We start from the raw sequence: 12436 nt of genomic DNA on the forward strand, positions 1-12436 counted from the left end.
GTCCAGCAAGCGCAGCGCGGTAGGCTTTTAAAAATAATCACTCACAAATTTGTGTCCACTTTCTTGACGGAATACCAAAAGTGATCATAAAACATGAAAAGTGCTCATAACCCTGGGAAAGTGATCATAAAACATGAAAAGTGCTCATAACCCTGAGGAAGTGATCATAAAACATGAAAAGTGCTCATAACCCAGAGGAAAGTGATCATAAACAAAAAATAATGCCCATAAACATCCTCAAAACGCACATACCCATTCACGCCAACCCAAAAAGCCACCTAACCAACAGCCGTAACGGTGTTCACTAGGTAGCTTTTGTTGTCACTTCTGAAATTGCTGAAACATCCCACTCAAGCAAGTAACTGTTCGGCTCATTACGGCTCCACTTCCCAATGCAGCAGCTATACTGCACGCTTCAAGCACTTCTTGTTCTGTGCAACCGGCGTCAACACATCCCTTTGCGTGGAAGGTCATACAGGTTTTATCATCTGCATAGACACTGAGGGCGAGTGCAATCAGTTGCTTCTGTTTTCCATCGAGAGCTCCATCTGCAAAGCAGCTCTCTGTAAAGGAGTGGAAGCCGCTGCCGATATCTGGTAAGTGTTCAGTAAACTGACCCATACCTTCTTTATATCCTTTTAATACGCTGTCAGCTGAATAATCATTCATCTTCAAAAAGCCCTCCTGTTCAATTCAACGGTAGCATATGTATTTTTGCACCAATCATACAGCTAAGACATTAAGATTTGTCTTGGAAGAGAACGAGTTCGGGACGGATGTCATCACCGATTTCTAATGTGATGAACGAATAGAACGGTAACTTTCGCTTATCAGTAGGCGAACCAGGGTTCATGAGAAGTACCCCTTTGAAATACTTAATTACTGGAATGTGTGAGTGACCAAACACGATGGCATCTACTTGTTCTTCAGCAAATGCTTCAATAGCGCGTTGTTCAGTCGTTTTTTTCTCCCCATGACCGTGAACTAACCCAATCCGTAGTCCACCGATGTCGATTAGTTGCCTAGCTGGAACAAGGGCACGCATTTCCTTACCATCAACATTTCCATAGACACCTTTTACTTCTGCAAAAGTAGAGAGTGTTTCAAACACATCGGGAGAGCGCCAATCTCCTGTATGGACTATTAAATCTGAGTCGGTGCATGCATCGAGTAAACGCTTAGGCAAGTTCCTGCTCCTACCCGGTATATGTGTGTCGCCAGTGATGATTACTTTCACATGAATCCAACCTTTCCGTTATTTAAGCCGGTGAGACGGCTCGTTACTATGGCTTTTATTTGCAACTTCTGTAAACAAATTTTTGTTAGTAGAAGGGTTCTTAGGCGAACTAGTCATGCCGCTAGAGCTGGAAAGTAAGTTTCGAAGGGATTCGATTTCTAGACGCAGTACGTGCACATCTTGTTTCGTTGCAGGTTTTGCGCTTTCCATCAGCTCGCAACCTACTTGTCCATTAGGCTCCAGAGTCGCCCATTTCACATCACTAATTTGTGAGACCCCCTGTTCTCGGAGTTTCATTTCTAATTGGTCAACTGTGAATCGTAGCTTGTGTAAGGTTTTTTCTTGAATCGTACCGTCTCTGATAATCAGTTTCGCACGTCCTGTAATAAGGAGTTCCATTTTGTCCACTTTTACTTGAGTGTACTCCATGACAATAAGTGTTAATACGAGCACGAGTCCCACTGCGAACGTCGACCAGATGTTGTGACCGACAATGGGCTGGACAATTAAGGAACCCAATCCAATAACGATGACGGTTTGTGCAAGTGTCATTTGAGATATTGATTTTCTTCCGGCTAGTCTCAACAGAAATGTTCCGACCAGTACTACAATCATTGCTTTCCACAATAAATGCCAATCCATCACGTCACCTCGCTTTTAGACTAGTATGGGGAAAACATACTGAAAGTATGCTTGTTTCTTACCCTCCCATTAGTCTTTCACGGTGTACGGCTGTGTAATTCTTTACTTCCTAGTAACGTACCCTTAAAAGTAAGGTAAGAAAAGTGCACTTGCCATCAATGAAACCTTTTAGTCATACTATCGTAATAGAAGGTGTACAACAAAATTTCATATAAAAAACGCTCTCCTGATAGGAAGAGCGTTCTGGTATTCAATCGAGCACTTTTTCAAGAAACTGAGATAGCTTTTCTTCGTACTCACCTGTGATATTGTCAAACGCTTTCGTATGTCCTGCATCGGGAACAATCCATAACTCGTTTTCACCACTGGCCGCCTCATACAATTCAGTCGCCATTTCGGTGGGAACTAAGTCATCTGCATCGCCATGAATCAGAAGTAAAGGTACTTTATTCTTACTTACTTGGTCCACCGCGGATGCTTCTTGAAGTGTATATCCTGCACGGATCTTAGCGACGACACTCGTAACTTCAAGCAATGGGAATGCTGGTAATCCATAAATGGACTTCAGCTGATGCGCCAGTTCCTTTTTAACCGTACTATATGAACTGTCTGCAACAATTCCTTTCACTTGCTTGGGCAATTGTTCACCACTTGTCATTAAAACAGTTGCAGCGCCCATGGAATTCCCTTGCAAAATGATTTGTTCAGCGTCATGCTGTTGAATGAGGTACTTAATCCAGTCTTTGTAATCGAGGCGTTCGTGCCAACCATAGCCGATATAATCGCCTTCACTATCTCCATGACCTCGGGCGTCAGGAAGCAGGACGTCAAATCCTTGGTCGTAGTAGAACTTTGCGTATTTTCCCATGTCTTCTCCAGTATTGCGGAAGCCGTGGGCAAGAATGACTGCTTTGTGTGCATTATTTTTATCGTTTTTGATAAATTGAGCTTTCAGCTTTAAGTTATCGTAGGATTGCATGGTAATGGTGTTTTTTGGCTGTTCAGCATACCAAATTTTAGCTTCTTTCAGTAACATTTGGTCCGCCTCACTGGCGATATCATTAACGGCTTCAGATTCACTATGAAGTTCTACTTCAGTACCGCGCTTAATTCCTTGGTCATAAAAGTAATTGCCAGCAAAAACGAGCGCTACAAGCAGTATGACAACGAGTGTACTGAGTGTAATTACAATTTTTCTTTTCAAAAAATTCCACCCCCTAAAAATCAGTGTACCATCTTTTGGATCCGAGGGGAGTGACAAGTTCAAAGGAGGACGATTCATGAATTTAAAACCATTGCTCACTATTTGGAGCAGACCGACTGCAACCTTGCAGTATTTGAAGAATGAGACATCCATTGGCTATGCCATTCTTATATTCGCCATTGCGGCACTTGCGTCAGGAGGGTATCAAGCGGGGACCTCAGGATTATTCAGTGCTTTACCGATGGGGGCACTCATTCCGCTATTCATTTTACTAACATTTGTGGGTGCACTCATATCATGGGTGATTGGTGCAGCACTTTATCAGTGGATTGGAAAAGGGTTGTTCGGCGGAACCGGTACATTCTCAGAAATGCTTCGCGTAGCGCCGGGTGCGACCCTACCATCTATCTGGCTAGCCCCTGTCAACTACTTAGTTATCTTAGGATATGGAAAGTTGGCATTCGAAGCGCCCCCTGTGGAAACGTTTGCGATTACGAACTTACCAATGGGTGTGTACTTGGTCTCTATGTTCCTGACGTTTGCATTAGGGATTTATAGCATAGTCATCTCATGTAAAGGAATCGGCATTGTCCATGGATTCTCAGCATGGCGTGGTCTCGGTGTACTTCTCGTCGTGTTTGTAATCGGGTTTATCGCAGCAATAGTAATCTCACTAACGATCGGAATCATATTTATTTCGATATTTTCTCTATAACCTTAATAAAACCGGAGTCCCTGTGATGGGATTCCGGTTTTATTAGTTATTTAAAATAAGGATTAATAAACTTTATCACCATTGAAAATGGAGTTCTTGACGATTGCATAATCCACTGTACGGATTGCATCCAATTTCTTACCACCTGCATAAGAAATCGATGACTGCAAATCTTGTTCCATCTCAGTCAACGTATCTTGAAGGGGACCTTTGTACTCAACGAACATTTTCTTACCTTCAACGTTTTTCTTCTCGCCCTTTTGGAACTCTGAAGCGGAACCGAAGTATTCTTTATACTGTTCGCCATCACGTTCCACTGTTTGACCAGGTGATTCTTCGTGACCGGCAAATAATGAACCAATCATGACCATGCTAGCGCCAAAACGGACAGATTTGGCGATGTCGCCGTGTGTACGGATTCCACCATCTGCGATAATTGGCTTCGATGCCGCTTTTGCACACCAGCGAAGTGCAGCGAGCTGCCATCCGCCTGTACCGAATCCGGTTTTAATCTTAGTGATACAAACCTTACCAGGACCAATTCCGACCTTCGTTGCGTCAGCGCCAGCGTTCTCAAGTTCGCGAACAGCTTCAGGCGTTCCCACGTTACCAGCGATGACGAAACTCTCAGGCAAATGGTTCTTAATATGTTGAATCATACGGATCACGGCATTTGAATGGCCGTGTGCGATATCGATTGTAATATAATCTGGAACGAGTCCATCTTGAGCAAGCTGTTCCACAAACCCATACTCGTCTTCTTTAACTCCGACACTAATCGAAGCAATCAGTCCGCGGCTATGCATATCCCGGATGAATGTTGGGCGTGATGCAGGGTCAAAGCGGTGCATAATATAGAAGTAACCGCCTTCAGCGAGTTGAATAGCAATCTTTTCGTCAATGATTGTTTGCATATTGGCAGGGACAACAGGTAAGCGGAACGTATGCTTTCCTAGTTTGACAGAAGTATCACATTCGGATCGGCTGTCAACGATACATTTTGCGGGAATTAGTTGAATATCTTCATAATCGAATACTACATCCATTATTGAACACTCCTAAAAGCGAATAATTTGTTTGGGACGTGATGCAATTGTTCGTCCTTATGTAATGTACAAGATTCGAAAGGAATTGTCAAACAATGATTAGGATTTTTTTGGAGTTTCCTAAATTGAGATTGGTAGGTGGCTGTGGCATGATAAAGTATAGAGGTAGTATTGCATTGGAAGCGCTATCAGAAAGAGAGAGGAAGGACACCCATGGTCTATCTATTAAAGCGCAGTAAATTATTTATTTTTCTTATCTTCATCCTCATGCTAGTTGGTATTTATACGTTTTTAACGCTCCCAAAACGTGAAATTCCTGAAACCCCTGTCGATCTTGTGATGGTATCTTCCATTTTACCAGGTGCAGAACCGGCGGAAGTAGAAAGGACAATAACGAATCCACTAGAGCGGGCGGTTAAAAAAGTAGAAGGTATCGATACGATGAATTCCGTTTCTGCGAATTCTGCATCTATCATTACATTGTCGTTGAAAGACGGAATTGACTCGGATCAGACAATCAGTAAGTTGCAACAAGAAGTGCAGTCCACTGCTAGTGAGTTGCCAGAGAGCGCGCAAACACCTGAAGTGAAAAAACTCGACCTAGCATTTCCACTCGTTTCGTACATGTTTACGGGAGACGAAGAAGCGCTTGCGGGCTTAGAGACCTCGTTTGGAACCCTTTCAGATGATCTTCAGTCTATAGAAGGAGTTGCTGGAACAACCGTCAAAGGGTTTAAGGAAAAGCAACTGATGATTACACTCGCCCCTGAAAAATTGGCGGAAAATCGACTGCAACCGTTTGATGTACTCAATGTGTTGCAACAAGCGAATCAGCCACTCTCACTCGGAACGCACGATGACGGAAAAGAACGTGTTGTTTTGACAGTAAAGCAAGATGAGGGGATTGAAAAACTAAAGCAATTACAAATTGGTGATGCTGCTGTGCCATTGGCTAAAGTAGCGGATATCGGAGAAGAAGCAAAAGAAGCAAAAGACATTGTCACATTTGACGGACAATCTGCAATTTCTTATACGATTTTCCTTCAGCCTGGGCAAGATATCCCTTCTATGGATAAGACCATCGCAAAGAAGATGGATCGTTATATTGAAGACCTTCCTGAAGAAGTAACGTCTCACACATATGAATCTCAAGCAGATAATGTGAACTCAATTTTCAATAGTTTGTATGTTTCACTACTCATTGCAGTCATTGCTGTTCTCGTGGTGACAACTGCGGGACTGACACTGTACGGTTCGTTTGCAGTCGCATTGACCGTTCTTGCATCTGTGCTTGTCGGCCTCATTCCAATTCCATTTATGGGTGTTGACTTGAACCAGATATCAGTCATCGGGCTCATAATCGCAATCGGGATTCTCGTCGATGATAGTATCGTCGTTAATGACAACATTCAGCGACGATATAAACTAGGAGATTCACCTCTGGATGGGGCTGTAAATGGTGTTAAAGAAGTCTATACATCTATTATCTCTTCCAGTTTAGCAATTGTTGTGACGTTCTCACCGTTACTATTACTATCTGGAGGAAATGGCGCATTCATCAAAGCACTCCCCAGTATCTTAATCACAACAATTATTGCATCCACTGTATTATCGGTTACGCTCGTTCCAATGCTTCAATTCATCAAAACGAAAAGACACAATAAAAAAATCTCAGATACTCCGGGATTCTTAGGTAAACCTTTGGAGAAAATCTCAGTATTTTACTCTGAAAAAGTGTTGCGTACCGTATTGAAGCGACCGTTACTTGTAGGTATTGGTGGGTTAGTTATCGCGACAGGATTGCTATTCTTAGCAATGCTAACACCGTTCGAATTTTTCCCGGCTGCTGACAAAGAAGAAGTGACAATGGACGTCCGACTAGCAGCGGGGACGACAATTGACGAAACCAATAACGAAATCCAAAAGATCATTGACGAAGTTTCAAATGAAGATGAAAACGTAAAAGAAACGGCAATTTTCACAGGTAGCGGGTTACCTAATCTGTTTGCTTCCTCCATGGATAACACGGGTGAAAACACAGGGCAAGCCGTGTTCCGTATCAAAAAAGACAACACGAGCGCTTCTGAATTCATCGACAAGTGGGAACCAGAATTACGGAAACGTTACAGCGATGCGGAAATCTTCCTCGATACAATTGTCCAAGGACCGCCTGTCGGAGCACCTGTAACCGTTACAATTAAAGGCGATGATATCGATCAACTCGCTCAACTGCGCGATGACTTGAAAGATCGTTTGCTTGAAAAAGGCGCCGACATTGTAACGGATAACTTAGGAGAACCGGTTCCAGCTGTCCAATATGTTCCGAATCGACAAGCACTTGAGGAGAATGGAATTTCCTTAAGTTTAGTAACGAACCAATTACAGTTGTTGACGCAAGGCGTCCCTTTGTTCAAGTTGTATGAAGGGGATATTTCAAAGCAAGTCGTGTTAAAGGAAAAAGGAGTGAATGAGGGGGAACCTGTAGATCTCTCAGATAGCGCCGTGCCTTCCATGACGACTCAAGGTCCACCAAAACTCATCCCATTGGATGAATTGCTCACTTCAGAAAAAACATCGTTACTAGCGCAAGTTCCTCATGAAAAAGGGGAGCGCGCAATTACGTTAAAAGCGTATGGCGATGCTGATGGATTTAAAGATGACATGTTAGATGCTGCCGAGGCAGAAAAGAAAGGCTTACCTGAAGGTTATACAATTTCAACGGGGGGAGAAAATTCAGACCAGCAAGCATTCTTTGCTGAAATCGGAATTCTATTCCTAGTAGTCTTGCTACTTGTATACTTGGTCATTGCGTTCCAATTTAAGTCGTTCAGTTTACCGTTCCTCGTGCTATTCGCGGTGTATCTCGGTATTTCTGGAGCGATTCTAGGATTGTTCATCACACAGACGCCTCTCAGCTTCCTTGGTGTCATGGGGATTGTCTCGTTGACGGGTATTGTTGTGCGAAACGCGGTTGTGTTAATCGACTTCGTGGAAGCACGTCGACTCTTGGGCAATATGGATGTCATTGAAGCAATTGTCGAGTCAGGCTACGCGCGTATCAAACCAATCATTTTGACATCACTAACGTCAATTGTTGCTTTGATTCCAGTAGCTGTATCGGGTGATCCACTATTTGAAGCACTTGCAATTACAATCATTGCTGGTCTTGCTTTCTCGAGTTTGTTTACATTAGTGATGATTCCATCATTGTATCTTGTGTACTACAAACTTATTGGACGTAAAGCAGAAGTTGTATAATAAAAGGAAAAACCACAGCGATTCGGCTGTGGTTTTTTCATGTGCATTATTTATATTTAACATTGGGGCGTTTGTCGCTGTGCAACGAGTTTTTAATGAATTCATCACTAAGCGGCAAGTGTTCTTTAAGGAGTTCTGGAGGTGTTTGTGACATCCACTGGTTTAGGGACACATCTGCAAAGTGATCGCTGCGGAACATTTCCAAGAAACGCAGTGGTGTGTCACCTGTATTCTGGATATAGTGCCCCATTGCAAACGGAACGTATCCTACATCGCCTGCTTGATAATCATACGTACGGGCCTTGCCACCAGAGGCGAAAACAGTCATGCGACCTTGTCCTTCAAGATAGTATTGCCATTCTGCTTCGTTCGGGTGCCAGTGTAGTTCCCGGATACCCCCAGGTTCTACTTCTACTAAAGCAGCAGCAATTGTTTTAGATGCTTTAAAGTTACTAGAATCTGCAATCCAAGCTTTACCGCCGTTCGTTTCAACTGGTTCGACATCCATCAACTTAAAGCTAAATGGACATTCCACAAATTCATTTGTGTCTGGGGGCAAGTCTTCAGCAATCGGACCAGGAACAGCACCTTGATACATATAGACTTCACCACTTGGAATGTTTTCAAATTCCTCTTCTGATACTCCGAAGTTTGCTGCAAGCACGTCTTTTGGAGTGTGTGCAAACCAGTCCGTAATTGAAAATGTGCTGTTCTCAGAGAAACTGCCATCGTCAAATGCGAGGATGAATTCAGCACCTTCACTCAGTCCTTTTATGGAATGAGGAACACCAGAAGGAAAATACCATAAGTCTCCGGCTTCTACATCATCGACAAATTCACGTCCGTCTGGTGAAATAGCCGTAATACGTGCCTTTCCTTTAATCATATAAGACCATTCAGCTTCTTTGTGCCAATGTAGCTCACGGACACCACCAGGTTCAAGGTGCATATTAACACCAGCAATTGTTTCAGCAGCTGGCATTTCGCGTATCGTAACCTCACGGGACCAGCCCCCATGTTCGACACGCATATGTGAGTGAGCAAAAGGGAATTTCAAGTTGGGCATCGTACCGTTGTCTGTGTCAGGAGGCACTATAATATCCGGGTTTTGACGGTCAATTTCAGGATTATTGGCTCCCCAAATGTGACCACCTCTATCATTTTTAATAGGTTGAGGGTTTGTTTGTGTCTCGTTATCAGTTTCAGTGTTCATCGTAAAATCTCCCTTCGAGTTTTTGATATAGTTGAAATGCATTCATATCGATCAATTCCCGATGGCAAGTCCGCCCGCACGAGGATCGGCACCTGCTTCAATGCGGTCCGGCCAAATGCGAATTGCCTGGGCATGGCCCATCAGGTCGCTGAAGTTTTCAATCATGGTGACATTTACGTGACCGAGGTCTTTCAGTTTTTCAGCGATTTGCTTATCATAACGTCCTTCCAGACGTAAGCCCCGTACGTTTTCACCCCATGTCCGACCCAGCAACCATCTTGGGGCATCGATTGCTTCTTGCACGGAGTATCCTTGGTTCAATAAACGCATAATGATTAAAGCTTGCGTCTGTGGCTCACCGTCACCACCCATGGCTCCCACGATAAGTTCAGGTTTATCCTCATGGAAGACCATGGAGCAGGTGAGTGTGTGTGCGGGTCGTTTGTTAGGCTCTAATTTGTTACGAGCATTTGAGTCGAGTGAGAAATAACTTCCTCGGTTTTGTAGCATCATTCCAGTTCCTTCGGCGACAACGCCAGAACCCCATTCCCAATACAGACTTTGAATGACACCGACAGCATTGCCTTCATCATCCACTGCACAACTAAAGGTTGTATCTCCTTTATTGGCATATCCGTTTTCAGGAGGTCCAAGAGCTGGATCATGCATTTTTTGCACTCGTTCCTTGAAATATTCTTTGCTCAGGAGTACATCGGTCGGAACTTTATTAAAATCAGGATCATCGAGGAATTCATCACGATCCATGAAAGAGAACGCTGTTGCACGGGTAAATGCGTCGATGAACTGTTCCTCATGACCTTTCATGCTTGTAATATCTAGATGATCCATCATTCCAAGAATTTGAAGGGTCACCATACCTGCGGAGTTAGGCGGGGGGGCAATTACTGTCCGATCGCCATATTGGACTTCAATTGGCTCTTCCCAAGTTGCCTGATGGCGTGCAAAATCATCTTTTTTCAATAGTCCGCCATGCTGTTGTAGGAATTCAGTTACCTTATCTGCAATCTCACCTTTGTAAAAAGCATCCATGCCGTGTTCAGCAATTAGTTCAAGTGTTTTCCCTAGGTCTGGGTTTTTCATCGTATCGCCTTTCATGTAGGGGGCAACGCCTTGTTTGAGAAAGACTTTTGCGGTGGATGGGTAGGTGCGTAGTAAAGTTAGTGCAACTTCTGAGAATTTTGCAAGAGATCGCCCGACGGGGAAGCCTTCATTTGCATATTCAATTGCGGGCTCCAGACATTCTTTCATTGTCAGCTTTCCAAATCGTTCGTGAGCTTCAATCCATCCACTCACGGCCCCGGGTACTGTCGTGACGGCTTTAGGCCCGCGGATATCCATGCCTTCCTCTTTGTCGAACTTGTCGAGAGTTACGTCTTCACCTGAATGCCCTGTAGCATTCAGCGAATATCTTTTACCTGTTTTTGCATCATAGATGAGCCAAAACGAATCTCCTCCTGCACCCGTCATGTGGGGGAATACAACACCTAGCACAGAGTTTGCGGTTACCATGGCGTCGATAGCATTTCCGCCTTTGTTGAGGATTCGATTAGCTGCCATTGAGGCGAGTTTGTTAGGGGTGGCGACAGCATTTTTCTTTGCCATGAAAGAGCTGCCGTACCGAGGGTCAATGTCTTCGCCGATTCTGCTAGATTCGTAATTCATTGTTTCACCTTCCTCTTTCAGATTAGCTTGTTAATCGCTACTACTATTTTGAATACCCAGTAAAATTCCAATAAAACTTGTATTCTGAGTTTTCTTGTTGGTTTTATGAATTTTTAATGTGGTCCCATTTAATGGTATTCTCCAGAATGAGAGCAATCAGAATGCCCATTAAAAGCCCATTGCCGATAATTGGTTGGATAAATCCCGGTAAGGATGAGAAATACGAATCCGGCATCACCATAATGACAACGGCAACGAACACCGGGATTGCGGAGCGATAGACATTACGGGTGTTGAGCCGAATTTCCTCAAAGAAACTGAAAGACGAGTTAAGCAGTTGCAAATAAGCAACAAACAGGACAGTGCTCCCAATGCTAAGAGGTATGTTCGAGAAAAAGTGTGAGACTGGAGGAATGATACCCATCAAAAGAAACAGTACACTGCCGATGATGAATGGAAGCCGTCTGACGATCCCGGACTGTTCGAGAAAACCAATTGAAGACACGAAAGGTGCGTAGGGGACAAGACCGAATAGCCCACTCACTGCTGTAAGTCCACCCGAAATGGTCAAACTACGATTATATTGTTTTTTGCTCGTTTCCTCGTCATACAAATCTTTTGACTCCGTACCTTTTAAAGCACCGAATGTATTTGCAAGATTCATAAGACCAGTGATAACGGCCATCGCAATGATCCCTATATTCCAAGCAGGTTTTCCTAAATGGAATAACTCAAATTTAAATGAAGCATCCGATTTCACCGTATGCTCTGGACCAAATATGAGTGCATAAACAGCCCAGCCTACGACTATACCGCCAAGCAACGTGTATTTACTCACTTTTTTCGGAGCTTTGATGTTAATGACAATCATAGCGGCAGCAATAACGAACGTGAGCGCTGCAACAGAAAGTTGGATTTTTGCATCGTCTGGTGGATTCCCCATTGGAATGCCTAGCATCCCTTCGAGGAAGATTTTAATAAGTTGGAATCCGAACAGTAGCATGAAGACGCCCATAACTGCTGGGTTAAACAGCTTAGCAAGTGCGGGGCCCCATCCGAACAGACCGATGGCGACAGTCATCACAGCAGAAATCAGGACTCCGACAGTAAGACTCCCCCCTAATTCACTCATAGAAACTCCTTGTGAGCTTGCGAGATTCACAGTGGAGAGAATCATCCCCCACCAAAGACCTGACTGGCCTTCTAGGATTGCTCGTTTGTGACCGAAAAACGCCTGCAGTAAACAGGCAATTCCCGTCACTATGAAAGACAGTTGGAGCGTAGAAATAATACTGTCTTGATGGAGATTGAACGCTTTCCCGACGGTTATCGGGATAATGACAATGTTGGCGAAAATGAAGAAAAACCATTCCAGACCGGCTAACCAGTCGGATGGACTCTTCAACTCAGCCGCTTCCTTCCTAATATCCATAATGTG

The 12436-nt window shown here is 43.8% G+C and carries 10 protein-coding genes; 2 read left to right on the forward strand and 8 right to left on the reverse strand.

Annotation, left to right across the window (positions count from 1 at the left end):
• Positions 1-321 precede the first annotated feature (321 nt).
• From ACR65F_RS10230 to ACR65F_RS10245, 4 genes are all read right to left on the reverse strand, one after another.
• Positions 322-669, reverse strand: a complete 348-nt coding sequence (locus tag ACR65F_RS10230; protein ID WP_440504363.1) for a carboxymuconolactone decarboxylase family protein — start codon at positions 667-669, stop codon at positions 322-324.
• 70 nt (positions 670-739) lie between these two features.
• Positions 740-1237, reverse strand: a complete 498-nt coding sequence (locus ACR65F_RS10235) for a metallophosphoesterase family protein (RefSeq protein ID WP_440504364.1) — start codon at positions 1235-1237, stop codon at positions 740-742.
• An 18-nt stretch (positions 1238-1255) separates the two neighbouring features.
• The gene (locus ACR65F_RS10240; protein WP_440504365.1) at positions 1256-1879 is read right to left on the reverse strand and encodes a DUF421 domain-containing protein; all 624 of its coding nucleotides are present in this window, start codon (positions 1877-1879) and stop codon (positions 1256-1258) included.
• A 250-nt stretch (positions 1880-2129) separates the two neighbouring features.
• On the reverse strand, positions 2130-3083 hold the full coding sequence (locus ACR65F_RS10245; RefSeq protein ID WP_440504366.1) for an alpha/beta hydrolase: 954 nt from the start codon (positions 3081-3083) through the stop codon (positions 2130-2132).
• 76 nt (positions 3084-3159) lie between these two features.
• On the opposite strand from ACR65F_RS10245, the gene ACR65F_RS10250 reads away from it, so the two are divergent.
• A complete protein-coding gene (locus ACR65F_RS10250; protein ID WP_440504367.1) occupies positions 3160-3798 on the forward strand; it encodes a YIP1 family protein in 639 nt (212 codons plus the stop codon).
• A gap of 62 nt (positions 3799-3860) precedes the next feature.
• Here ACR65F_RS10250 and guaC read toward each other — a convergent pair whose 3' ends face one another.
• Positions 3861-4844 (reverse strand): GMP reductase, encoded by a 984-nt coding sequence (guaC, locus tag ACR65F_RS10255; protein ID WP_039044008.1) that lies wholly within the window; start codon positions 4842-4844, stop codon positions 3861-3863.
• Positions 4845-5057: 213 nt separating this feature from the next.
• Between guaC and ACR65F_RS10260 the strand changes: the two genes are divergently transcribed.
• Entirely contained in the window at positions 5058-8102 is a 3045-nt protein-coding gene (locus ACR65F_RS10260) for an efflux RND transporter permease subunit (protein WP_440504368.1), read from the forward strand.
• A gap of 46 nt (positions 8103-8148) precedes the next feature.
• Here the strand turns inward: ACR65F_RS10260 and ACR65F_RS10265 are convergent, their stop codons facing one another.
• The 3 genes from ACR65F_RS10265 to ACR65F_RS10275 form a co-directional block, all read right to left on the reverse strand.
• Complete coding sequence (locus tag ACR65F_RS10265; RefSeq protein WP_440504369.1) at positions 8149-9315, reverse strand: oxalate decarboxylase family bicupin; 1167 nt, start codon at positions 9313-9315, stop codon at positions 8149-8151.
• A 51-nt stretch (positions 9316-9366) separates the two neighbouring features.
• Positions 9367-10998 (reverse strand): gamma-glutamyltransferase, encoded by a 1632-nt coding sequence (ggt, locus tag ACR65F_RS10270; protein WP_440504370.1) that lies wholly within the window; start codon positions 10996-10998, stop codon positions 9367-9369.
• A gap of 103 nt (positions 10999-11101) precedes the next feature.
• Positions 11102-12430 carry a uracil/xanthine transporter gene (locus ACR65F_RS10275; protein ID WP_440504371.1) on the reverse strand — a complete coding sequence of 443 codons (1329 nt, stop codon included), beginning with the start codon at positions 12428-12430 and terminating at the stop codon, positions 11102-11104.
• Between the last annotated feature and the right edge of the window lie 6 nt (positions 12431-12436).

This window comes from Sporosarcina sp. SAFN-010 (assembly GCF_059415065.1).

Bases quoted from the DNA above. Each gene is read 5' to 3' on its own strand.
- ACR65F_RS10230 (WP_440504363.1), bottom strand. From the start codon at position 669: ATGAATGATTATTCAGCTGACAGCGTATTAAAAGGATATAAAGAAGGT.
- ACR65F_RS10240 (WP_440504365.1), bottom strand. From the start codon at position 1,879: ATGGATTGGCATTTATTGTGGAAAGCAATGATTGTAGTACTGGTCGGA.
- ACR65F_RS10250 (WP_440504367.1), top strand. From the start codon at position 3,160: ATGAATTTAAAACCATTGCTCACTATTTGGAGCAGACCGACTGCAACC.
- guaC (WP_039044008.1), bottom strand. From the start codon at position 4,844: ATGGATGTAGTATTCGATTATGAAGATATTCAACTAATTCCCGCAAAA.
- ACR65F_RS10260 (WP_440504368.1), top strand. From the start codon at position 5,058: ATGGTCTATCTATTAAAGCGCAGTAAATTATTTATTTTTCTTATCTTC.
- ACR65F_RS10265 (WP_440504369.1), bottom strand. From the start codon at position 9,315: ATGAACACTGAAACTGATAACGAGACACAAACAAACCCTCAACCTATT.
- ggt (WP_440504370.1), bottom strand. From the start codon at position 10,998: ATGAATTACGAATCTAGCAGAATCGGCGAAGACATTGACCCTCGGTAC.
- ACR65F_RS10275 (WP_440504371.1), bottom strand. From the start codon at position 12,430: ATGGATATTAGGAAGGAAGCGGCTGAGTTGAAGAGTCCATCCGACTGG.